This window comes from Pseudomonas sp. NPDC089547 (assembly GCF_050280665.1).
Taxonomy (GTDB): Bacteria; Pseudomonadota; Gammaproteobacteria; order Pseudomonadales; family Pseudomonadaceae; genus Aquipseudomonas.
Map to the genome: position 1 here is coordinate 124,332 of NZ_JBNNVS010000009.1, position 21,384 is coordinate 145,715.

At 63.1% G+C, this 21,384-nt stretch carries 19 protein-coding genes and 1 tRNA gene; 6 read left to right on the forward strand and 14 right to left on the reverse strand.

Translation table 11 applies throughout. The annotated features are described in order from the left end of the window. Positions 1 to 223 precede the first annotated feature (223 nt). Together ACQKPZ_RS09035 and ACQKPZ_RS09040 are read right to left on the reverse strand one after the other, a co-directional pair. A complete protein-coding gene (locus ACQKPZ_RS09035) occupies positions 224 to 1,900 on the reverse strand; it encodes an aryl-sulfate sulfotransferase (RefSeq protein WP_427537038.1) in 1,677 nt (558 codons plus the stop codon). 17 nt (positions 1,901 to 1,917) lie between these two features. Next, positions 1,918 to 4,254, reverse strand: a complete 2,337-nt coding sequence (locus ACQKPZ_RS09040; RefSeq protein WP_427537040.1) for a TonB-dependent receptor — start codon at positions 4,252 to 4,254, stop codon at positions 1,918 to 1,920. Positions 4,255 to 4,446: 192 nt separating this feature from the next. On the opposite strand from ACQKPZ_RS09040, the gene ACQKPZ_RS09045 reads away from it, so the two are divergent. Further along, complete coding sequence (locus ACQKPZ_RS09045) at positions 4,447 to 5,361, forward strand: LysR family transcriptional regulator (protein ID WP_427537042.1); 915 nt, start codon at positions 4,447 to 4,449, stop codon at positions 5,359 to 5,361. A 114-nt stretch (positions 5,362 to 5,475) separates the two neighbouring features. On the opposite strand, the gene ACQKPZ_RS09050 is transcribed toward ACQKPZ_RS09045, so the two are convergent. Continuing rightward, complete coding sequence (locus tag ACQKPZ_RS09050) at positions 5,476 to 6,381, reverse strand: TauD/TfdA dioxygenase family protein (protein ID WP_427537044.1); 906 nt, start codon at positions 6,379 to 6,381, stop codon at positions 5,476 to 5,478. A 38-nt stretch (positions 6,382 to 6,419) separates the two neighbouring features. Next, positions 6,420 to 7,457 carry an ABC transporter substrate-binding protein gene (locus tag ACQKPZ_RS09055; RefSeq protein ID WP_427537046.1) on the reverse strand — a complete coding sequence of 346 codons (1,038 nt, stop codon included), beginning with the start codon at positions 7,455 to 7,457 and terminating at the stop codon, positions 6,420 to 6,422. Positions 7,458 to 7,754: 297 nt separating this feature from the next. Here ACQKPZ_RS09055 and ACQKPZ_RS09060 point away from each other — a divergent pair, with 297 nt between their 5' ends. Both ACQKPZ_RS09060 and ACQKPZ_RS09065 read left to right on the forward strand, forming a co-directional pair. After that, a complete protein-coding gene (locus ACQKPZ_RS09060) occupies positions 7,755 to 9,356 on the forward strand; it encodes an ABC transporter permease (RefSeq protein WP_427537048.1) in 1,602 nt (533 codons plus the stop codon). Continuing rightward, positions 9,353 to 10,216, forward strand: coding sequence for an ABC transporter ATP-binding protein (locus tag ACQKPZ_RS09065; protein ID WP_427537050.1), 864 nt, complete (start codon positions 9,353 to 9,355; stop codon positions 10,214 to 10,216). The genes ACQKPZ_RS09060 and ACQKPZ_RS09065 overlap by 4 nt, the downstream gene beginning before the upstream one ends. A 31-nt stretch (positions 10,217 to 10,247) precedes the next feature. Here the strand turns inward: ACQKPZ_RS09065 and ACQKPZ_RS09070 are convergent, their stop codons facing one another. The 8 genes from ACQKPZ_RS09070 to ACQKPZ_RS09105 all read right to left on the reverse strand — a co-directional run bounded on the left by ACQKPZ_RS09070 (position 10,248) and on the right by ACQKPZ_RS09105 (position 17,540). Next, the gene (locus ACQKPZ_RS09070; RefSeq protein WP_427537052.1) at positions 10,248 to 10,529 is read right to left on the reverse strand and encodes a DUF971 domain-containing protein; all 282 of its coding nucleotides are present in this window, start codon (positions 10,527 to 10,529) and stop codon (positions 10,248 to 10,250) included. Next, positions 10,529 to 11,494, reverse strand: a complete 966-nt coding sequence (locus ACQKPZ_RS09075; protein ID WP_427537054.1) for a HEAT repeat domain-containing protein — start codon at positions 11,492 to 11,494, stop codon at positions 10,529 to 10,531. The genes ACQKPZ_RS09070 and ACQKPZ_RS09075 overlap by 1 nt, the downstream gene beginning before the upstream one ends. Continuing rightward, the gene (locus ACQKPZ_RS09080) at positions 11,491 to 12,342 is read right to left on the reverse strand and encodes an ABC transporter ATP-binding protein (protein WP_427537056.1); all 852 of its coding nucleotides are present in this window, start codon (positions 12,340 to 12,342) and stop codon (positions 11,491 to 11,493) included. Before ACQKPZ_RS09080 ends, ACQKPZ_RS09075 begins: the two co-directional genes overlap by 4 nt. Continuing rightward, entirely contained in the window at positions 12,342 to 13,124 is a 783-nt protein-coding gene (locus ACQKPZ_RS09085) for an ABC transporter permease (RefSeq protein ID WP_427537058.1), read from the reverse strand. The genes ACQKPZ_RS09080 and ACQKPZ_RS09085 overlap by 1 nt, the downstream gene beginning before the upstream one ends. 15 nt (positions 13,125 to 13,139) lie before the next feature. Next, positions 13,140 to 14,546 carry an ABC transporter substrate-binding protein gene (locus ACQKPZ_RS09090; RefSeq protein WP_427537060.1) on the reverse strand — a complete coding sequence of 469 codons (1,407 nt, stop codon included), beginning with the start codon at positions 14,544 to 14,546 and terminating at the stop codon, positions 13,140 to 13,142. Positions 14,547 to 14,665: 119 nt separating this feature from the next. Beyond that, positions 14,666 to 14,911 carry a 4Fe-4S dicluster domain-containing protein gene (locus ACQKPZ_RS09095; RefSeq protein WP_008096634.1) on the reverse strand — a complete coding sequence of 82 codons (246 nt, stop codon included), beginning with the start codon at positions 14,909 to 14,911 and terminating at the stop codon, positions 14,666 to 14,668. Positions 14,912 to 15,069: 158 nt separating this feature from the next. Beyond that, the gene (locus ACQKPZ_RS09100; protein WP_427537062.1) at positions 15,070 to 16,794 is read right to left on the reverse strand and encodes a fumarate reductase/succinate dehydrogenase flavoprotein subunit; all 1,725 of its coding nucleotides are present in this window, start codon (positions 16,792 to 16,794) and stop codon (positions 15,070 to 15,072) included. Continuing rightward, positions 16,791 to 17,540: a GntR family transcriptional regulator gene (locus ACQKPZ_RS09105; RefSeq protein WP_403193963.1), complete on the reverse strand. Its 750-nt coding sequence runs from the start codon at positions 17,538 to 17,540 to the stop codon at positions 16,791 to 16,793. Before ACQKPZ_RS09105 ends, ACQKPZ_RS09100 begins: the two co-directional genes overlap by 4 nt. Positions 17,541 to 17,738: 198 nt before the next feature. Here ACQKPZ_RS09105 and ACQKPZ_RS09110 point away from each other — a divergent pair. From ACQKPZ_RS09110 to ACQKPZ_RS09120, 3 genes are all read left to right on the forward strand, one after another. Next, positions 17,739 to 17,815, forward strand: a tRNA-Arg gene (locus tag ACQKPZ_RS09110). Between the two features lie 160 nt (positions 17,816 to 17,975). Further along, positions 17,976 to 19,706, forward strand: coding sequence for a dipeptidase (locus tag ACQKPZ_RS09115; protein ID WP_427537064.1), 1,731 nt, complete (start codon positions 17,976 to 17,978; stop codon positions 19,704 to 19,706). Between the two features lie 230 nt (positions 19,707 to 19,936). Continuing rightward, positions 19,937 to 20,374, forward strand: a complete 438-nt coding sequence (locus tag ACQKPZ_RS09120) for a CBS domain-containing protein (RefSeq protein WP_198749564.1) — start codon at positions 19,937 to 19,939, stop codon at positions 20,372 to 20,374. 6 nt (positions 20,375 to 20,380) lie between these two features. Here ACQKPZ_RS09120 and ACQKPZ_RS09125 read toward each other — a convergent pair whose 3' ends face one another. Together ACQKPZ_RS09125 and ACQKPZ_RS09130 are read right to left on the reverse strand one after the other, a co-directional pair. Continuing rightward, positions 20,381 to 21,019, reverse strand: coding sequence for an NADH:ubiquinone oxidoreductase subunit N (locus tag ACQKPZ_RS09125; protein WP_391128616.1), 639 nt, complete (start codon positions 21,017 to 21,019; stop codon positions 20,381 to 20,383). A gap of 69 nt (positions 21,020 to 21,088) precedes the next feature. Then, on the reverse strand, positions 21,089 to 21,331 hold the full coding sequence (locus ACQKPZ_RS09130) for a DUF2789 domain-containing protein (protein WP_016714420.1): 243 nt from the start codon (positions 21,329 to 21,331) through the stop codon (positions 21,089 to 21,091). Between the last annotated feature and the right edge of the window lie 53 nt (positions 21,332 to 21,384).

Below are 21,384 nucleotides of genomic sequence, written 5' to 3' on the forward strand. Positions count from 1 at the left end.
AAAAAAGAACGAATGGTTGAACAGCCGGGCGGAAAATTCATCATTCTGCGTGATGGCAACTGGCCCTTTCGCGGGCACGCCCGCTCCCACAGGTACCCCACCGGTCTCGAGTTCGGTGCAGTACCTGTGGGAGCGGGCGTGCCCGCGAAGGGCCGGTACAGGTTAGACGAATGAACTGAAAGAAATGTGAAGGGAGGACCGACGGCCCTCCCGGAGGGATGAGTCAGAATGCCTTGGCCAAGTCGATCACCAGTGCCCGGTAGCCGACACTGCCCGGCTGCCGGCTGTGCACCTTCAGCTCCACCAGCACCTCCTGAGTCCCGCGCCGTACCTCATTCAGCACGGTAGCGGTCAGCTTCTCGGGCGTCAGGAAATTCACCGACGCCGAGTAGATGAACTGGGTATCGGTCTCCGGCCGGTAGGCCACCACCGAAGTCACCGGGCTGTACCACTCATCGCCGCGTTCCTTGCCGTACTCCCACACCTGCTCGACAGTGCCCTTGGCCTCATCGATGCGGTACTCGACCGCCCGGCTGTAGTTGCCGCTGAGCTTGGTCGGTGCAAAGTCACGGCCCCAGCCGTTGTCGAACACGGTCAGCGTGCCCTTGCCGGTCAGCCAGGCGGTGTGCTGGGTCCATGACCAGTCGAAGCCTTCGCTCTCGACCGGTTTCAGTACCTTCGCACGCAGGTGCAGCGGCCAGCCTTGGGGCGAGGCCAGAATCCATTTCACCTGTTTGTCGCGGCCGATCTTCACCACACCCTGGTGACGTGCTGAAACGATGATGCTGTCGTCATCGGCGTCGTAATCGATGGCATTGACGTGTGCCCAGTTACGCCCGGTACCCACGCCGGGGGTATCGCCAAAGGGCAGATCACCTTCGGCCAGTTCGTTGGCCAGCCGGTCGTCCTGCTTCTGTACGCCCTCCGGCAGCTGGACAGCGGCCTTGCCCAAGGTTTCCAGCAGGTCGCCGCGGTACGGGTCGAGGATCTGGTTGAGGTCCCAGAAGTCCAGCACATCCCCGGCCTCGTTCACCTCGATGATGTGGTCGCGGATCGAGCGCACACGCTTGCCGTCGGGGCGGCGGTAGTCGCTGGTGCCCACCCGTAGCAGGTAGGTGCCGTTGCTGGTCTCGCGGATTTCATGGGAGAAATCGGCAAACTTGTCGGGCAGCGTGCGTTGCCAGATGCGCCGGCCCAGCAGGTCGTACTTGGAATAGGTCTGGCCCTGGCCCCAGATCAGTTTGCCGTCGCGGGTCTGCTGGAAGCCCATGGTGCCACCCAGGCTGTCACGCCGGTTGGAGTCGTGGATCTGCTCGATATCCAGGTACCAGCGCACATCGCCATTCGTGTCGGCGATCCAGTTGTTGCCCACCTGGTCCCATTCCGCCGCGCCGCCCAGGGCGTTCCACTTGAAGGCACGGCCGCCCGGGATGTCGCCCTGCAAGTGGTTGAACAGGTAAAGACGCTTTTCAAAACCCGACGCCACCTTGATCGGCTCAACCTCCGGCAACGCGGCTGTCTGCTTCGCCACCACTGGCAGGCGTACGGCCGGGGCGTAGATCTGGTACTGCTGGCGGATACGCTCGCCGTCCAGCTTGTAGGTCACTTCCACCTGGTTGACGTGGTCCGGGTACAGGCCAAATACCGGGATGCCGCCGTAGGTCCACAATGACCGGTCAGACACGTCATAGACGATGTCCACGCCGCGCTCACCGCGCCCCAGCACGCGCACATGCGCGTCACTCAGGCTGCGGCCACCGTCGCGGATGATTGCGGTCAGCGGCGCCAACCGGTACGGGTTGACTACCACGTCACCCAGCAGCGCTTCGTCGTGCTGCGGGACTTTCGCGGTAAGGCAGGCGCCTTCAGGCAAAGCTGGGGTTTCGGTCTTGGCATTCATGGCAAAGCTCCTTGTGCTCAGAAGTCGTAACGGGCAGTTGCGCCGAAGGTGCGCGGGGTACCGAGTACGCCGGCATAGCCACCGTTGGCGGAGTTCCACAGGCTGGTGAAGTAGGTTTTGTCACCGGCGTTTTTCACCCACAGCGACAGGTCGACCACGCCGTCGCCCTGGTCCAGGCGTACACCGGCTGAAAGGTTGACCAGCGCATAGCTGGGGATCTGGCCGAAATCGGAATCGTCGATGGTGCCCACGGCCTTCGAGCGGAAGGCATAGCTGGCGGTAACGTAGGGCTCGACATGGTCGGTGGCTTGCCACTTGTACTGGGTGTTGAGGTTGGCGATGTACTTGGAGGCGCCGACCACCTGGTGTCCAGACAGGTCGCAGGTGGCGGCGGCATTGGCCAGGCTCACCTCCGGCGGGCATGGCGCGTCCTTGTATTCGGTGTAGCGCACGTCGTTCCACGAGCCGTTGAAGTTGACGGTAAGGCCGCGGATCGGCAGCGCCGTGGCTTCGAACTCAAGGCCGCGAGAGCGCACGCGGCCGGCGTTGGCCAGGTACTGCACGCGGTTGATCTGGTCGTAGACGTTGGCCTGGTAGCCGTGAACTTCAGCCCAGAACAGGTTGCCGTTGAGTTGCAGACGGCCGTCTAACAGGGTGCTCTTCAAACCCAGTTCGGCGTTGTTGACCCGCTCGGTGCCGACCAGCAGCGAGTCAGTGCCCAGCCGTGGTGCTGCGCCGACCGTGAGGTTGACGCCGCCAGACTTCTCGCCGTGAGTCAGGGTGGCGTAGCCCAGCAGCTGCTCGTTGAAGCGGTAGCTCAGGCCCAACAGGCCGGAAGGGCTGAAACTGTACTGGTTGAGGTCGCCCGAATCGTAGGCACCTATCCGGCCCTGGCGCGCTGTGGCGGCGGCACCGGTCACTGCCGCGCCGCCACTGGGTGCATCGCGGGTTACCCAGGCGCTCTTCTCTTCATAGGTACCGCGAATGCCTGCGGTGAAATCCAGGCGGTCGGTGACATGCCAGGTGCCTTGGGCGAACAGCGCATAGCTATCGGTATCGATATGCCCGTCACCAATGGTATTGACGTTGTTCAGCGCGCCGGCAGGTGTGAGGTTCCAGACATCCGCCTGCGGCCCGTAGTAAGTGAAGGATTTGTTGTCCAGGTCCTGCTTGAAGTAATAGGCACCCAGCACGTAGTCGAAGGCGCCACCGGTAGGCGAAGCCAGGCGGATTTCCTGCGAGTACTGCTTGTCGCGCACCGATACCCCGGCGCTGTAGAACACCGGCACGTTCAGGCCATCGTCATTGCGCGGGGTGAAGTCCCACCAGCGGTATGCGGTGATCGAGGTCAGGGTGAAGTCGTTAGGCAGGGTCCAGTTGGCCTCTACCGAGGTGCCGCCCTGGAACACCGTCACCTGTTGGTCGGCGTCGAAATTGACCTTGCGGTCCTTGCCCGACACCAGCGTCGCACCCGCCTGGGCAGCCAGGCTTTCGTAGCGGTTGACGCCGTTGATGGTCGGGCCGGTGCTGTACAGGCTGAGGATGCCGTTGTTGGAATCCTCTTCGTTGTACTCGCCGATCCAGCGCAGGTTGAAGGTTTCGCTGGGTTTGAACAGCAACTGGGTGCGAAAGCCCTGGCGCTTGCCGCCGTTGAGGTCGTCGCCGTTGTGGATGTTCTTCACATAGCCATCGTCTTCGGTGCGGTAGGCGCTGATGCGCCCGGCCAGGGTCTCGCTGATCGGCCCCGAGAAGCTGCCTTGAGTTTGCACGTAGCCGTCTTCGCCAATCGACTGCTGGATACTGCCTTCGCGGTGGAAGGTGGGCTTGCGCGTGGTGATGTTGAGCACGCCGGCCGTGGTGTTCTTGCCGAACAGCGTGCCCTGCGGACCGCGCAGCACTTCGAGCTGCTCCACGTCCAGCAGGTCGAACACCGCCATGCCTGGGCGGCCAAGGTAGACGTTGTCCAGGTAGATACCGACGCTACCCTCCAGGCCGTCACTGGCCGGGTTGTTGCCCAGGCCACGGATCGAGATGCTCGACTGGCGGGCATGCACGTAGGCGACGTTGGTGCTGGGCACCAGCTGTTGCAGATCCTGCACACGGTAGATGCGTTGGGTTTCCAGGGTTTCGCTGTCGAGCACGCTGATCGGCGTGGGCACGCTTTGCGCGGTTTCTTCGCGGCGGCGGGCATTGACCGTGACGGTGCCGAGCTTGGCTTCCTGTTCCACCGCCGGGGTGGCGCTGACCGGCTCTTCGGCGAAGCTGCCAGAGGACGCCGCCAGCAGCACGCCAGCGGCCAAGGGTTGCAAGGTAAAGCGCGACGCGCGCGCAGGCCAACGGGAAAGTCCGGACATGCAAATGCTCCTTGAGGCATGGGCCCTGGCGAGCATTTCCGTTGGCGGAACCGAATCGCGGTCAGTCGGGCTTATATTCTTTTAAGTGATACAAATATTTGTAATTCATATTTAGTGGAATAAGTAACACCCTTTATAAGGGGACTCACCCTTGTCAGCAATTGCATTTGACCGAAGGTTTTAATGTAGAAAATGCATATCGATCTGCGTCAGCTGCGCCACTACATCGCCCTTGTCGAACACCGTAGTTTTGTGGCCGCAGCAGCGGCGGTGAACCTGTCGCAATCGGCTTTCAGCCGTAGCATCCAGACCTTGGAGCACAACATTGGCTGCCGCCTGGTGGACCGCGCCAGCAAGGAACTGGCGCCAACCCGCCAAGGCTTGCTGGTGCTGGAGCACTCGCGGCGGCTGGTGCATGGGGCGCACAACCTGGTCAACGAGATCCACCAGTTCAACGGCGCCACTACCGGCGTGGTGCGCTTTGGCTCAGGGCCTGCGCCGGCCGGTGGCCTGGTGCCGCGAGCGGTGGCGCGTTTCGTGGCCGAGTACCCGGCGGCGCGCACCTGCTTCCAGGTGGACAACTGGCAGGCGTTGAACCGCAAGCTGGTTGCCGAAGAGATCGAGTTCTTTGTCGCCGACACCCGCCAGTTCGAGTCCGACCCGGACTACCAGGTGCACAAACTGACGCCACAGCGCTGGCACTTCTGCTGCCGCGCCGGGCACCCGCTGACCCAGCAGGAAGCCGTGCAGGCGCGAGACCTGTTCGACTACCCGATGGCCACCACCTTCCGCCCGCCGAACATCCGCAAGATCCTCAGCGACCTCAGCGGGCGGCAGGACTTCCTGCCAGCGGTAGAGTGCGAGCACGGGTATGCGCTACTGAATGTGGTGATGCACTCGGACACCATCGGCATTGCCTGCAATGCCAATTTGCGGCCGTATCAACGCGAGGGCGGGTTGGTGAAGTTGAACCTGGCGGACCTGACGCCCGAGCAGGAAGAGGCGTGCCATACCCGCTATGGAGTGGTGAGCCGGGTGGGGTATGGTTTGTCGCCGTTGGCCCAGGGGCTGGTCAGGCAGTTGATTGCCTGTGATACCGAGGTGTAGCTGGCGGGGGCTTCGCCCCCGTTTCGCGACACAAGGCCGCTCCTACAAGGGTGCGCGACCTCCTGTAGGAGCGGCCTTGTGTCGCGATAGGGCCGCAAAGCGGCCCCGGCGATATCAGCCTTTACGCGTAGTCCGGCTCAACTGCCCATCCACCCCGACCGGCACTTCACCCGCCAACGTCACCCGCCGCACCACCCGTGGCTGGGTCCCGTAATCATCCACCGCATAATGCTGCGTCGCGCGGTTATCCCAGATCGCCACATCCCCGGCCTGCCAGCGCCAGCGCACGGTGTTCTCCAGGCGCGTCACATGCCCTTGCAGCACGGCAAACAGGTGCTGCGAATCCGCCAGCGAATAGCCCTTGATGCGTTTCACGAAATGCCCCAGTTGCAGTGCCCGCTCGCCACTGATCGGGTGCACACGCACCACCGGGTGCTCGGTTTCGTACACCGTCGAGGTGAACACCTTACGGTAACGCTCCAGTTTGGCCGGGTCCACATCGGGTTTGAGGCTGGCGTAGTCGTACTCGTTGCTGTGCACCGCCCACAACTTGTCGGCCAGTTCACGCAGCGGCTCGGGCAGCTCCTGATAGGCCGCCGCCGTGTTGGCCCACACGGTATCGCCACCCGATGCCGGCGCCACCACGCTGCGCAGGATGGAGGCCTTGGGGTAGGCGTCGACGAAGGTCACGTCGGTGTGCCAGGAGTTGGCCCGCTGGCCATCGGCGCCATCGAGTTGCAGCAGGTAGCTGGTACCGTCCACCACCGGCACGGTGGGGTGGGCAACCGGCTCGCCGAGCAGCTTGGCAAAGCCTTCCTGGCTCTGATCGTCCAGGTGCGTCTGATCGCGGAAGAAGATCACCTTGTGCTGTACCAGCGCAGCCTGGATCGCCTCGATCGTGGCTGCATCGAGGTCGGCAGACAGCCTCACCCCGCGGATTTCGGCGCCGATACGGCCGGCAACCGGGTGAATGTCGAGTTCGAGGGCTTGTGGCGCGGTGGCCAGGGCGGCATTGCTCATGGTCGTGGTCCTTGCGGTGATTGTCGGGTTATCAGGTTTCAGCGAGCAGCCTGCACGGCCTGCTCCTGTTTCAATGCAGCATCGAGAAAGCGTGGTTCGATCCAGTCGGCTACCTGGAAGCCACGGCGGATCAGGCGCTCCTTGGCTGCCAGGTCGACGCCCTGCTGCAACTGGCCGACAAATTCGGCGTCCAGGCGTGGGTCGAAGTAGTGGGCGAGGTTTTCCTTGGCCAGGTCATCGCTGAGGATGCTGCGTGGCCAGTTGGCGTTGGTGGCCACCAGGTCCACATACGCCTCGCGGTTGTGCTCATCGCGCAGCCAGTTACTGGCTTGCTCCTGGGCGTTGACCAGGCGCTGGACCAGCTCGGGGTACTTGCGGATGAAGTCGCCCGTGCCCAGCAGCACCGCCTGGGTGCTGCCGGCACCTTCAAGGTCGCGCGAGTTGACCGGCAACTCCACCAGCCCGCGCTCACGCAGTGACAGCAGGTTGGACAGGCCCCAGGTGGCATCGATCTGCTTGGCGGCCAGCGCGGCGTTGGCGGCATTGAAGTCCAGGTTGATGACCTTCAGGTCGCGTTCGGTGAGCCCCTGGCTGGCCAGTGCACTGGCGAACGACAGCTGGTTCGCTGTACCGCGGAACACCGCCACGCGCTTGCCCTTGAGGTCGTGCAGGGTCTTGATGCCGGAGCCGGGCACTACGCCCAGGTAACTCTTTACCCCTCGCACACCTGCCGACAGCACGCGGGTGTCCAGGCCATTGGCCTTGCCGACGATCGCGGCCAGGTCACCTAGGTAGGCGAAGTCGGCCTGGCCGTTGGCCAACGCCTCGTTGACCACAGGGCCGGCCCCCTTGAAGAAGTGCCAATCGATGCGGATGCCGTCCTTGGCAAATTCCTTCTCAAGCAACTGCTGATCACGCAGCACATCAACTACGCCGCCCGCACTGGGCTTGCTACCGGCACTGAGGTCGGGCACGGCAATACGGATGCTCTCAGGCTTGGCGGGCTCGGCCGCCTGGGCACCGAGGGTGAAGGCCAGCCCAAGGGCGGTAACGAGGTGGCGCAACGGGGTTTTCATGGCAAGGCTCCTTGGCAGGCTGCCACCGGCGATGGCCGGCGCTTTGGCCAGAAGCTAGGCAGGTCTGGTTAGAACCTACAAAGACCAAAACTTCATCTTTCAGTAACTGGAAGGCATAAATCAGGCTGCATGCGGGTCTGCGAGGTGCTTGCGCAAAGCGCATGGAAAATATGAGGAAAACGCAACGACGGGGGGCTTCCGTATGCAGGGGACGCATGCTCTTATCTCTTGAAAGTCGCTTGTCGGATTTTTTAATTCCATAAGTGAATAAACTAACAACGTCTCGAGAGATGGCCGATGAATGGAGTTCTGAGCAGGAATCGGAGGTGGCTTCGGGGGCCGCTGCGCGGCCCTATTGCGAAACAATGCCGCCCCCACACAGGCCGTGACCGCTTGTTGCCTTGGTTGCTGCCTGTGCTGATTGCGCTGCTGTGGGTGGTGGCGAGCCGGCAGCACTGGATGAGCGAGCAGATCCTGCCGGCGCCGGCACTGGTGTGGCAGAGCGCGGTGGAATTTGGCTCTGGCGAGCTCTGGGGGCACCTGTGGATAAGCCTGCAACGGTTGTGCTGGGGGCTGGCGGCGGGTATCGGCAGCGGATTGCTGCTGGGGGTGTGGCTGGGCGCTTCGCGGCAAGCACAGACGCTGGTTTTGCCGACTTTCGTGGCGCTGGCGCAAATTCCCACTCTGGCCTGGATCCCGCTGTTCATGCTGTTCTTTGGCATCGGTGAACTGCTGAAGCTCGTGGTGCTGGTAAAAGCCGTGGTGGTGCCCGTCACCTTGCACACACTGGTGGGTGTGCGCGATGCCCAGCCAAAACTGCGTGAAGCCGCTGCGGCCCTGCGCCTGCCACGCCACCTGCTGTTCCTGCGCCTGCTGCTGCCAGCGGCCCTGCCCGCTTTTCTCACCGGCGTGCGCCTGGCCCTGGCCACCGGCTGGACCTCGCTGCTGGCGGTGGAGCTGCTGGCATCCAGCGAAGGGATCGGCTACCTGATGGTGTGGGGACGCCAGCTGTTCATGCTCGACCTGGTGCTGCTGTGCATTCTGGTAATCGGCCTGGTGGGTGCCGTACTGGAACGCAGCTTCTCCGGCCTGGAAAAGCGCCTGCTGTACTGGCCACAACCGGCCACGGGTGAACAGCAGCGCGGGCCGGTGCCACGCGGATGGCAAAGCTTGCTGCTGCCTCTGGCACTACTGGCGCTGTGGCAAGCCAGCAGCAGCTTCGGCTGGGTTGACCCGAACATTCTCACTTCGCCACTTGAGGTGCTGCGCACACTGCTGGTCGGTCTGGCCGATGGGTCACTGCCGCAGGCCTTGCTGCTAAGCCTGGAGCGCACCCTCACCGGCCTGCTGCTGGGTGGTGGCGCCGGCCTGCTGACCGGCTTGCTGCTGGGGCTTTCAAAACCGGCAGATCGCCTTTTCGGGCCTGGCCTTACGGCCTTGCGCCAGGTAGCGCTGTTCGCTTGGGTGCCGCTGCTCACCGCCTGGTTCGGCCTGGGTGAAGGGGCCAAGCATGTGTTCGTCGGCTTGGCCGCATTCTTCCCGCTGCTGATCGCTACCCAGCGTGGTATCGCCAGCCTCTCGCCACAACTGGGCGAAGCGGCCCGCACGTTACGCCTGGGCCTGTGGCAACGCTTGCGCCTGCTGGTGCTGCCCGGTGCCGCCCCGGCCATTTTTGCCGGCCTGCGCCTGTCGCTGATCTATGCCTGGCTGGGCACCATCGGCGCCGAATACTTCATGCCTTCGGACGGCGGCATCGCCAGCCTGATGATCGGTGCCCAGCAACTGTTCCGCATGGACCAGGTAATGGCTGCGATGGTGCTGATCGGCCTGGTCGGCGCCCTGCTCGGCACCCTTGGACAACGCCTCGAATCGCGCGCCACGCGCTGGAGAACTGCATGAACGCCTTCAACACTTCGCACCTGCACGCGGCCAACCAGCCCGACACCACACCGCCCTTGGTGAGCTTCGAGGGCGTCAGCAAGGTTTTCACCGTGGACGGCCAGCCGTTCGAGGCGATCCGCAACTTCAACCTGTCGATCAATGAAGGCGAGTTCATCGCCATTGTCGGTGCATCCGGTTGTGGCAAGTCCACGTTGCTGCGCTTGCTGGTAGGTCTGGACACCGACTACAGCGGCAGCATCCGCGTAGACGGGCACAGCGTGAGCGGCATTGGTGGCGAACGCGGCATCGTGTTTCAGGAACACCGGTTGTTTCCCTGGCTGAACGTGGAGCAGAACATCGCCTTGGGCCTGGTCAATGAGTCGCTTACCCAAGGTGAGCGTGCGCGGCGCGTACACGAGTTCGTGCAGTTGGTGGGGCTGGTGGGCTTCGAATCGGCCTACCCACACCAGCTATCAGGCGGCATGGCCCAGCGCGTGGCCATCGCCCGCGGCCTGGTTGCCAGCCCACGGATCTTGCTGCTCGATGAGCCCTTCGGTGCGCTGGATGCACTGACCCGCCAGCAATTGCAGGACGAACTGCTGGCCATTCGCGAACGCGCGGGCATCACCACCTTGCTGGTCACTCACGATGCAGAAGAAGCCACGTACCTGGCTGACCGGGTAGTGGTGCTGGAGCCACGCCCGGGCAGGATCAAGTCGGTGGTCGAGATCGATCTGCCGCACCCGCGGTTGCGCACGGGCGTTGCGCTGCATGGCCTGCGCGAAAAGGTACTGCACCAGATCACCGGGGATGGCGGTTACCTGCCGCCGCCGGTGCGACGCGTGGAAGGGCTGAGGCCGGAACTGATTGCGCTCTGAGCCTGTTCGCGGGCAAGCCCGCGAAGAAGACTCACTGGCCAGTCAGGTCACGCAGGTAGGCCCAAGGGTAGATGCCCCGCTCATGCCCGTCGCTGAACACCAGTTGCACACCGTACCCTTGTGACTCGATCTGCACCACACGCACATCGTCGGGCACCAGGTTGATCCCGCCCGACAGCCGGGTCGCACGGCATCGTGAACAAGGGCAAGCACCGCGCAAACGGATATGGCTGAGGCGGTGCTCGCCGTCTTCCCATTGCAGTACCAACTGCCCTGGCCCGCGCAGGTTACGAATGACTTGCGGGGCGTTCATCAGGCAGCCCCGCGCAGTTGCGCCAGGGCAATCCGCACCGCCTTGCGCACCTCGGGGTCGCTATCGGCCTCGGCGGCCTGCAGCACCGGCAAGGCACACGCCTGGCCCAGCTCGCCCAGGGCCAGCGCCGCTTCCTTGCGCAGGTTGGCAATGCCATGGCCAAGCAACGCGCCAAGCGGGCCCAGTGCAGCGGCATAGCGCAGCCGACCTAGTGAACGCGCTGCCCGCAGGCGTACCTGCCAGAAGTCATCGGCAAGGGCATCCACCAGCGCCGGGCCTGCTTGGTCCTGACCGATTTTGCCTAACGTGGTGGCGGCTTCCTCGCGTACTTGCCAGGCCTGGTCAGCCAATGCCGCCACCAACGCAGGCAGCACCGAACTGTCCCGGGCAAGGCCCAACGCGCCGATGGCCGCGCGGCGCACCTCGGTGTCCGGCTCGTTCTCGGCGAGCGCTGCCAGCGCCAGCAATGCAGGCTGGTGCTTGAGCCAACCTAGAATGCCTACAGCCTCACGCCGCACGGCGGCGTCGTCATCGGCCAGCGCCAGCAGCGCAGGTTCGGCAGCATCCTCCAGGCGCAGCTCGCGCAAGGCTCGCAGGGCACTGGAGCGGACGAAGGCATCGGCGTGCTTGACCCATGGCAGGATCAGCTGGCCGGCTTCAAGGCTCTTGAGTTCGCTGAGGCTCTGCGCAGCTGCCAGCCGTACCGGTTCGGCTGCATCCGCCAGCGCAGCACACAGTGCCTGCACAATTTCAGGTTCCTCCCAGGCCTCAAGCAGGCGCGCGGCCTCGGCACGCACTTCGTCGGCAGCATCCACCAGCAGTGCATCGGTAAGCCATGGCAAGCCATCCGGGTCTTCCAGGTCGGCCAGCTCAATCAGGGCGATGCGGCGCACGCCAGCGTCGCTGGCATCAAGGCGAGGCAACAGGGCAAGGATGTCGGGGTTGTCAGTCGTTCGGTCAGTCATAGCGCGATCCGTAGCGGTGGGTGGTCAGTGTCCGGCAGGCCCAGCGGGGTCAGGCGCGGCAGTTCGCGGCCTTCCTCGTGGCGGAGCAAAGCCAGGCAGTGACGCTTGAGGTGAGTGAATTCAGGGCTGGTCAGCAGGCTGGCGTGGCGGGGTCGCGCAAAGTCCAGGCGCAGGTCGTCGATGAAGCGACCGGGGCGCGGGCTCATCACCAGAATGCGGTCGGCCAGGAACAGCGCTTCGTCGATATCGTGGGTGACGAACACCACGGTGGTGCGGATGCTGGCCCAAATCTCCAGCAGCAACTCCTGCATGCGTGCACGGGTTTGCGCGTCCAGGGCGCCGAAGGGTTCGTCCATCAGCAACAGTCGCGGGCGGTTGATCAGCACTCGGGCAATCTCGGCCCGTTGCTGCATGCCGCCGGACAGCTGGCTTGGCCAGCGCCCGGCAAAGTCGGCCAGCCCCACCAGTTGCAACATTTCACCCGCTTGCCGGTAACGTTCGGCGCGGCCAATGCCCTGCATCTTCAGGCCGAAGGCCACGTTGTCGAGCACGCTGCGCCAGGGCAGCAAGGTGTGGTGCTGGAACACCATGCCACGCTGCGGTGATGGCCCGGCAACAGGCTGGCCGTCCACGTTCAACTGGCCGCTGTTGGGCACCAGGTGCCCGGCCAGGGCGCCGAGCAACGTCGACTTGCCACAACCGGAGGGCCCCAGGATGCATACGAACTCACCCGGCTCAACGGCAAAATCCAGGCGCTGTACCGCCTCGAACGCTTCGTTGCCGTGCCCAAGGCGTATCGACAGACCGCGACCATCGATACGCCCCGGTGCCTGTTGATAACTGTTCATCAACTGGCCCTCCGCGTGCGGTACCACGGCGTGGCCAGCGCCCCCAGGCGCTTGACCAGGGCGCTGCTGCCCATGCCCAGCACGCCGATCAGCAGCATGCCGACGATGATGTCCGGGTAATTTTGCAAGGTGTATGACTCCCAGGTGTAGTAGCCGATGCCGAACTGCCCGGAAATCATCTCGGCAGTGACCAGGCAGAACCATGACGTCCCCATGCCGATGGCCAGGCCGGTGACGATGCTCGGCAACGCCCCAGGCAACACCACTTCGCGCAGGATCGCCCGGCGCCCGGCGCCGAGGCTGCGCGCCGATGCCACCAGGCGCGGGTCGACAGCCTCGACGCCGTGCACGGTGTTGAGCAGGATGGGGAACAACGCGCCGGTGAAGGTGATGAACACCATCGACAGTTCCGACGACGGGAACATCAGGATCGCCAGCGGGATCCACGCCACCGCCGGAATCGGTCGCAACACTTCCAGCGGCGGCAGCAGGGTGTCTTCTGCCCATTTCGAGCGGCCGATCAGCAACCCCAGGGCCACCCCAACCAGCGCCGCAGTGGCATAACCGGCAAACACCCGCGACAGGCTGCTGCCCAGGTGCGCCAGCAGGGTGCTGGAGGTCAGCAACTGCCAGGCAGCGTCCAGCACCGCCCTGGGTGTAGGGACATAGGTGAACGTCAGCAGACCGAGGTCCAGTTTTGCGCTTGCCGCCACCTGCCAGAACAGCAGACAGGCCAGCAGCGAAGCCAGGCGCACCGGCCAGCGCTTGTGGTTGCGGGTCATGTCGGTGCCTCCCGGTCAGCGCTGGGCGACCAGCTTCTGGTTGGCGCTGACGAAGTCCAGCGCCTCGCCACCATGAGCCTTGGCATACTGCTCGGCCTGGTCCTTGAGCAGGAACGCCGCCAGTTCGCCGTTGGCGTTGCGCACAAACCAGGCCTGGTTGGCCAGCAGCTTGATGCCGCTGTCAGCGGCCTGGGCGTAGATGGCGCGGATGTCCTTGCCCTCTTGCTCCAGCTGGGCCAGGGCACCCAGGGCGGCCTCCGGCGAAGCATAGTGGCGAACCTTGTCTTCACCACGCACCCAGATCTGCGCCAGACGGCTGAAGTCGGTGATCGGTTTGCCGGTCAGCGCGTCATTGGCCTTGAGCGGCAGCGGGTCGTAGTCTTCAAGGGCCTTGTCGTAGTCCAGGCCTGCCTGTTTGAAGGCGGCACGGATGTACTGGTCGTCGATGAACTTGTCGGTGTCCAGGCCACGGTCGGTCTTTTTAAGCAGCTTGAGCGTATCGATAGACGTAGCGACTGCCTGGCGGTATTCGGGCTTCCAGGTCAGGTCGCGGGTCTGCAGGCCGAGCGGGCCGTGGAACAGGTAATTGACCTCGGCTTCGATACCCGTGACCTTCTCGATCAACTCGCTGTACTTCTCAGGCTCCGCCGCGATCAGGCGGTCGGCTTCAAGGCTGGCGCGCAGGTAGGCGGTGACCACTTCCGGGTACTTCTTCGCGTAGTCGGCATCGACCAAGGCACCATGGAAAGTCGGGGCGTTGGCCTGGGCGCCGTCATAGATCTTGCGAGCGAAGCCGCGGTTGGGGAACAGCTCGGCGAACGGCACGAAGTCGGCGTGGGCTTCGATGCGGTTGCTGCGCAGGGCGGAGCCGGCGATCTCCGGCGCCTGGGCGATGATCCGCACATCCTTCTGCGGGTCCCAGCCCTGGGCTGCGACCGCCCGCAGCAGCATGCCGTGGGCGGTGGAGGCAAATGGCACGGAAATGGTCTTGCCCTTGAGCTCAGCCAGCGACTGCACGCTGGACGCCGCAGGCACGACGATGCCGTTGCCGCTGCCATGCACGCTACCCGACAGCACACTGATGAACAGGCTGCGCTTGCCGGCATCCAGGTGCGCAACGCCGTTGAACGAGCCCGGGAAGTCGGCCATGGCGCCGAAGTCGAGTTTGCCGGCGACCATCTCGTTGGTCAGCGGCGCACCGCTGGTGAAGTTCTTCCACTCGACCTGGTAGGTGGCGTCCTTGTACTTGCCGTCGTGCGGCAGGTACTTGTCCAGCAGGCCCAGCTCACGGATCAGCAGGCCGCCGGTGGCGCAGTTGATGGTGGTGTCCTGGGTGCCGATGGCGATGCGAATGGTTTCAGCGCTGGCATTCAGGCCAGTGAGTGCCAGCGCGAGGCCAGCCACGGTTGTAACAAGGCGCATGGGTGTTTCCCCTCGAATCGTTATAAGAGTTGGAGTCGTCTCCGCCGCCCGGCTTGGGTGGTGGGAAACGAGGGGCACATCTGGAGGGCGTCCGGTGGTTCGCCGGATGGCGGGATCAATCAGCGCAGCAGGTACGGGATGTCGACCTTCACCGCGCCGGTGGGGCAGTCTTTCTCGCAGGGCATGCAGTACCAGCATTCGTCGAAGGCCATGTAGGCCTTTTGCGTGGCAGGGTTGATTGCCAGCAGGTCCATGGGGCAGACCTCGACGCACACGGTGCAGCCTTTTTCGGCGATGCATTTGTCCTCGTCGATGGTGACCGGGGCGCTGCTGCGGAAGAAGATTTCTTGCGGCTGGTAGGCCATTTCACGGAGTCCTTGGGGCCTTCATGGGCTCCCTTTTTATCTAAAGGCTTGCACATTTCCCTGTGGGAGCGGGTTTACCCGCGAAGAATCCAACACGGTGGATGGCACCGGCTTCGCCGGTGTTCGCGGGTAAACCCGCACACAAGGAGAGGTGTCGCTTAGGCGGCATCGGCTTTGACCCGCAACCGGTCGTAAGCAGTCTGCTCATCTGCATCCAATGGGATCAGGTACGGTTCGACGGCCTTCTTGAAACTGGTCATTTCACCGTTCTCGCCCTTTTTCAGATGGCAATGGCAGAACCACTCGCCATCGTTGCGCTCAGGGAAGTCCACCCGGTGGTGGTACAGCCCCCAGCGGCTTTCCTCACGGAACAGCGAGGCCCGCGCCGCCATCTCGGCGCAATCGCGAATCACCGACACTTCCATCGCACGCATCAGTTCATGAGGGTTGCTGGCCTTCATCTGCTCCAGATCGCGCTCGATCTCGGCAAACCGCGCCAGGCCGATTTCCATCTTCTTGGTCACCTTCGGCGGCTGCAGGTAGTCGTTGACCATGCGCCTGAGCTTGTACTCGACCTGGGCTGGCGGCAGGCCATGCTCACGCTGCAGCGGGGCAAACACCCGCGCACGCTCGCGTTCGACCTGCTCGGCATCTACCTCGGCCAGTTCACGCCCGGCCACGTAATGCGCAGCGTTCACACCGGCAAACCAACCGTAGGTAAAAGCGCCGAGCATGTAGTTGTGCGGCACCGCAGCCATGTCGCCCGCGGCATACAGCCCTTTGACGCTGGTCTCGGCCTTCTCATTGACCCACACCCCCGATGCCGAATGCCCGGAGCAGAAACCGATCTCGGAAATATGCATCTCGACCATGTGCTGGCGGTAGTCGGTGCCACGCCCGGCGTGGAACTGGCCACGGCTGGGGCGTTCGTTGCTGTGCAGGATCTCTTCGATATTCTGGATCGTCTCCTCGGCCAAGTGGTCCAGTTTGAGGAACACCGGGCCATTACCGCCCTCAAGCTCCTGGTGGAACTCCCACATCATCTGGCCGCTCCAGTAGTCGCACTCGATGAAGCGCTCGCCCTTGCTGTTGGCGGTATAACCACCCAGCGGGCCGGTGACATAGGCGCAGGCCGGGCCGTTGTAGTCCTTGATCAGCGGGTTGATCTGGAAGCACTCGAGGTTGGCCAGCTCGGCGCCTGCGTGGTAAGCCATGGCATAGCCATCACCGGCGTTGGTCGGGTTCTCGTAGGTGCCCATCAAATAACCCGACGACGGCAGCCCCAGGCGCCCGGCGGCACCACAGGCAAGGATCACTGCCTTGGCCCGCACCACACGAAACTCGCCGCTGCGGCAGTCAAAGCCCAGCACACCCGCGGCGGCACCTTCGCCATCGAGCAGCACACGGGTGCAGACCATACGGTTGCTGATCTCGACCCGTGCACGCTTGAGCTGGCGGTACAACACCTTCTTGATGTCGTGGCCTTCGGGCATGGGCAGCACATAAGCGCCCATGTGGTGAACCTTCTTCACCGCGTAGTCGCCGGTCTCGTCCTTCTCGAACTTCACGCCCCAGCGGTCGAGCTGCTCGATGGTTTCAAAGCTGTGGGTGGCGTAGGCATGCACGGTGGCCTGGTTGACGATGCCGTCATTGGCCACGGTAATTTCCTTGGTGTACTGCTCGGGGGTGGCATGGCCGGGGATGATGGCGTTGTTCAAGCCGTCCATACCCATGCTGATGGCACCGCTGCGCTTGACATTGGCCTTGTCCAACAGCAGCACGCGCAGGCTTTTGTCCTGCTCCTTGGCCTTGATCGCCGCCATCGGCCCGGCGGTGCCGCCACCGATGATGATGATGTCGTAGTCCTGGGTCTGGATGCTCATGCCTTGCCCCCTTTCTGGCGATCAATGCGCAGGCGGTACTGGAAGGCATCGCCGCGGTAGTACAAGTGTTCGAAGTCCAGTGGCGTGCCGTCGGCAGCATGGGTCAGGCGCTCGATGCGCATGATCGGCGAGCCTTCTTCAACATCCAGGGCCTGGGTCAGGTCGCTGTCGGCCAGGACCGCATCAATGGCCAGGTCGGCGTGGCCAAGGGCGATGCCGCAGTCGTTTTCCAGCAGCAGGAAGATGTCGCGGGTAACCAGGTCGGCCTTCTCCAGTTTTTCGCCGACGGCCTTGGGCAGCCAGGTGAGCTCCAGCGATACCGGCTCGCGGTTGATCAGGCGGACCCGGCGGATCTCGGTAACCAGGCTGCCCTCCTCGACCTGCAGCCGGGCCGCCACCAAGGCGTTGGCCGGCACATGGCGGAAGCTGCGCAAGCGGTTGATCACTTCGTAGCCCATCTGCGTCATCGACTCGCCCAGGCCCTGCAGGGTGCTGACGTTCTGGAACGCCTTGGGCTTGGCAACGAAAGTGCCTTTGCCGTGGATCTTGAAGATCAGCCCTTCCTTCTGCAGGTCGCCCAGCGCCTGGCGCACGGTGATGCGGCTGACGTCGAAGGCCTTGCCCAGCTCGCTTTCAGACGGCATACGGCTATGCGATGGATAAGTGCCGTCGAGAATGCGCTCGCGCAGCAGTTCCTTGAGCTGGGTATAGAGCGGTACCGGGGACAGGGGGAGCAGTTGGGCCATGGGATCTCTTCACTGAGCGATTACTTGTTATAACAAGTTGTGACCAGAGAATAGTGGGCATAAGAATGATTGGGGAAATACCGATATCGCATATTGATAGATGAAGTTCCGGCTGTCGGTGCTGGCAACAAGGGAAAAAAGGCTACAGATCAAGGCGATGGACGCCACCGATTCAGATGGGTATCATGCGTGCGCGTTGCACTCGTAGCTCAGCTGGATAGAGTACTGCCCTCCGAAGGCAGGGGTCGTGGGTTCGAATCCCGCCGAGTGCGCCATATCAAAAAGCCCTGGGCCTGAGCCCGGGGCTTTTTCGTTTGTGCGACATGTCGCGTTTCTGGCACTCCCGTGCCAAGGGTCATTGGTGTTAGCGTGGGCGTCTTCCCGTTTCCTGACGGGTAACCCATAACAATGATTGGCGAAGGAATGCGCACAACCATGCACCTGAAAAAACTGACCGCCACCACCCTGCTGCTGGCCAGCATCGGCCTGTTCACCCAACCGGCCCAGGCCAACCTCACCCAGCAGCAATCCGCTGCCATCGTCAAAGCCTTCGACGGCAGCAACCCGAGCGACTTCAAGCAGTTTCTCGGCAAGCTCAAAGGCAGCGACCTGGCCAAGGCCGACAACCTTGAGGCAACCCTGGACGCCTACTTGGCCAACAAGCAACTGGCCGCCGAACAGCAAGATGAAATCAACCGCCTGCTCGGCCTGTATACCCGCATCAAGTACGGCAAGGCCGCCACCGAAACCCTGCGCGAACTGGTGGCCATCCCCACCTTCAGTGTCGAGGGTACGCCACAGCACGAGAACCCCGAGTTCCTGAAGATTGCCGACAAGCTCAAAGCCCTGGCCGACAGCTTCGGCCTGGCCTTCCGCAACATCGACAACCGGGTGTATGAGGTTTCGCTCGGCAGCGGCAAGGAAGTGATCGGCATCCATGCCCATGCCGACGTGGTGCCGGTCAACCCGGACAACTGGAAGCTGGCCGACGGCACGCGCCTGGACCCGTTCAAGGTGACGCTGGTGGGCGACCGCATGTACGGCCGCGGCACCGAAGACGACAAGAACGGCATCGTGGTAGCCATGTACGCCCTGAAAGTGGCCAAGGACGAGAACCTGCCGCTGGCCCGGCAATTCAAGCTGCTGATCGACACCACCGAAGAAACCAGCGGCGACGCCATCCCCTACTACTTCGAGCGCAACCCCACGCCCGACTACAACCTGGCCCTCGACGGCGGCTACCCTGTGGTAATTGCCGAGAAGGGCTACGGCACGGTCATGGCCAGCTTCAGCAAGCGCGCGGGCACCGGCAAGGGCGCAGAAATCATCAACCTGACCGGCGGCCTGGCCACCAACCAGATACCGACTACCTCGGTGGCGACCCTGGTTTCGGACAACCCGGCTCAGCTGGCCAAACAGTTGCAGCAAGCCGGTGCCAAGTACGTGAAGAAACAGGGCGGCGACTTCAGCATTGACGCCAAAGCCGATGGCAAACAGGTGTTACTCACCGTGACCGGTGTTTCCGCCCACTCCTCGGAGCCCGAGTCCGGGGTAAACCCGGTAGCGCGCATGCTCGGCTTCATCAACGGGCTGGGCCCGCAGGTACCACTCAAGCAAAACCACTTCACCGACGCAGCCCGCTATGCCGCCGACAACTGGGGCCTGGACTATCTGGGCAACAAGCTCGGCATTGCTTTCAAGGACGCTTTCATGGGCCCGCTGACCGCCTCGCTGACTTTTGTCGGGGTGGATGACAAAGGCCTGAAACTGGCGGTGAACCTGCGCATTCCCAAAGGCAAGCCAATCGCCACGATCAAGGACGAGTTGGCCGACAAACTGGGCAAGTGGACCCGGCAAAGCCACACCTCGGTGGCCTTCGACTACAGCCTGGACGAACCGATGTACCGCAACCCCGAGGGCGAATGGGTCAAGGCCCTGCTCGCGGTGGCCACCGAGAACCTGGGCATGAAGCATGAGTTCGGGACCTCTGCCGGCGCAACCTCGGTGCACGACCTGCCCAACGGCGTGCAGTTCGGCCTGGCCATGCCGGATGTGAAGTACACCGGGCACAACGACAACGAGTTCAAGACTGTGGACCAGTTCATGCTGGACCTGCAGATCGTGAGCGAGATGGTGGCGCGGCTCGGGCAGATGCCGAAGCTTTGATTGGCAGTACCGGCCTCTTCGCGGATAAACCCGCTCCCATAAGGACTCCGTATGCCTGAGGCCTGCGATGTACCTGTGGGAGCGGCTTCAGCCGCGAAGAGGCCGGCACAGGCGACACTCATGACGTTTTTCAATCGACTCCATGCCGTTTCCTGCATTGCCGTGCAGAGCGCCGTACCGGATGCTTTAGTTACACCGAGACAGCGCTTTTTCCACCCGCAGAGGCCCACATGAAAACCGTCGAACAAATCCTCAAGACCAAGTCCCAGCACCAGACCGTGTACACCATCGGCCCGGATGACTCGGTGCTCGACGCCCTGAAAATGCTGGCGGAGAAAAACGTCGGTGCGCTGCCCGTGGTCGAGGGCAACCAGGTGGTGGGTATCGTCAGTGAACGGGACTATGCACGCAAACTGGTGCTGAAGGGGCGCTCGTCTGCGGCCACCCCGGTACGCGAAATCATGAGCGCCCCGGTCGTTACCGTGGAGCCAAAGCAGAACCTTGAGTACTGCATGAACCTGATGACCAACCGCCACCTGCGCCACCTGCCGGTGGTCAGCAATGGTGAGCTGCTGGGCCTGCTGTCGATCGGTGACCTGGTCAAGGAAACCATCGCGGAACAGGCCAGCCTGATCCTGCAGCTGGAGCAATACATCCGCGGCGAATGAAGCGCCTCAATGGTAGGCGCGCTCCAGTTCGTCCAGTTGATGGTCGAAGCTGCGCAGGCGCGCCGACCAGGTGTATACCAGCACTTCCAGGTCACGGTTCAGCACTGCCGTGTTGCCGTGGCCGCTGTGCGTAGGCTCGCCCAGGTCCAGCTGGTAGCGTTCACGGGCCATGGCCTGGGCCACGCTGGACAGGTCGCGAGCGTTGGCCAGCCAGTGATGATGGTGGTCATGGATTTCACGGTCGAGCACGCGGCACTGGCGCTTCAGGGCATCCAGGCTTTGCTCCAGCGGTGTGCCCTTGAGCTCGCCCATGACCTCTTCGAAGGTACGCCCCGAATGCCAGTAGCTGCCCCAGAAATAACGGTCGAACACCGTTTCAACGCGGCGTAACGCCACCTTGGTGTTCCAGATGGTCAGCAACGTGCGCCCCTGAATCACTTCACGCTTGTTCAGGTGCAACTGCTGCCAGGCGATCCAGGTCAGCGTCACCAGTGCAAACGCCACAGTGACAGCGGCAGCGGCATACAGGAAATGCACTGCCTGGTTCATCTGTTGCGTCTGCCTGATGCCGTAGAAGTAACTGGCCGTCAGGGTGCCCAGGATCGTCACGGAGCACCAGAAGCCTGGTGCATAGGGATCTTTCATCGCGCTATCCCCTTATTGTTTTCCTGAGCATAGCAACGGCCGATCACTCGTCAGGTGCCGCTCGGCGCTTTATTTTCGGGGGCGACGCAACGCTTCGTTGAGTTGATCGAAAGGCTCCGCCCAATCGGCATCCTCAATGATGCTGTCCTTGAGAAAGGCACGCTGGGAGTCGGTCCAGAACGGCGCATCCACCAGCTTGATTTCGTTCTTCAGCGGTGAATGGCTGGTGATGAACTGATCGATACTCTTGGGATCGTCGGGTAGGCCCAGCTGTTTGAACAGGTCGGCAAAACGATGAATCGGCGCTTCCATGGTTCCTCCTCGGGGCCAGGCAAGCCGTCCACGACGCCCGCCTGGCATTGGTG

Coding starts and splice junctions, on each gene's coding strand:
- ACQKPZ_RS09035 (WP_427537038.1), bottom strand. CDS start 1,900: ATGAATGCCAAGACCGAAACCCCAGCTTTGCCTGAAGGCGCCTGCCTT.
- ACQKPZ_RS09040 (WP_427537040.1), bottom strand. CDS start 4,254: ATGTCCGGACTTTCCCGTTGGCCTGCGCGCGCGTCGCGCTTTACCTTG.
- ACQKPZ_RS09045 (WP_427537042.1), top strand. CDS start 4,447: ATGCATATCGATCTGCGTCAGCTGCGCCACTACATCGCCCTTGTCGAA.
- ACQKPZ_RS09050 (WP_427537044.1), bottom strand. CDS start 6,381: ATGAGCAATGCCGCCCTGGCCACCGCGCCACAAGCCCTCGAACTCGAC.
- ACQKPZ_RS09055 (WP_427537046.1), bottom strand. CDS start 7,457: ATGAAAACCCCGTTGCGCCACCTCGTTACCGCCCTTGGGCTGGCCTTC.
- ACQKPZ_RS09060 (WP_427537048.1), top strand. CDS start 7,755: ATGAATGGAGTTCTGAGCAGGAATCGGAGGTGGCTTCGGGGGCCGCTG.
- ACQKPZ_RS09065 (WP_427537050.1), top strand. CDS start 9,353: ATGAACGCCTTCAACACTTCGCACCTGCACGCGGCCAACCAGCCCGAC.
- ACQKPZ_RS09070 (WP_427537052.1), bottom strand. CDS start 10,529: ATGAACGCCCCGCAAGTCATTCGTAACCTGCGCGGGCCAGGGCAGTTG.
- ACQKPZ_RS09075 (WP_427537054.1), bottom strand. CDS start 11,494: ATGACTGACCGAACGACTGACAACCCCGACATCCTTGCCCTGTTGCCT.
- ACQKPZ_RS09080 (WP_427537056.1), bottom strand. CDS start 12,342: ATGAACAGTTATCAACAGGCACCGGGGCGTATCGATGGTCGCGGTCTG.
- ACQKPZ_RS09085 (WP_427537058.1), bottom strand. CDS start 13,124: ATGACCCGCAACCACAAGCGCTGGCCGGTGCGCCTGGCTTCGCTGCTG.
- ACQKPZ_RS09090 (WP_427537060.1), bottom strand. CDS start 14,546: ATGCGCCTTGTTACAACCGTGGCTGGCCTCGCGCTGGCACTCACTGGC.
- ACQKPZ_RS09095 (WP_008096634.1), bottom strand. CDS start 14,911: ATGGCCTACCAGCCGCAAGAAATCTTCTTCCGCAGCAGCGCCCCGGTC.
- ACQKPZ_RS09100 (WP_427537062.1), bottom strand. CDS start 16,794: ATGAGCATCCAGACCCAGGACTACGACATCATCATCATCGGTGGCGGC.
- ACQKPZ_RS09105 (WP_403193963.1), bottom strand. CDS start 17,540: ATGGCCCAACTGCTCCCCCTGTCCCCGGTACCGCTCTATACCCAGCTC.
- ACQKPZ_RS09115 (WP_427537064.1), top strand. CDS start 17,976: ATGCACCTGAAAAAACTGACCGCCACCACCCTGCTGCTGGCCAGCATC.
- ACQKPZ_RS09120 (WP_198749564.1), top strand. CDS start 19,937: ATGAAAACCGTCGAACAAATCCTCAAGACCAAGTCCCAGCACCAGACC.
- ACQKPZ_RS09125 (WP_391128616.1), bottom strand. CDS start 21,019: ATGAAAGATCCCTATGCACCAGGCTTCTGGTGCTCCGTGACGATCCTG.
- ACQKPZ_RS09130 (WP_016714420.1), bottom strand. CDS start 21,331: ATGGAAGCGCCGATTCATCGTTTTGCCGACCTGTTCAAACAGCTGGGC.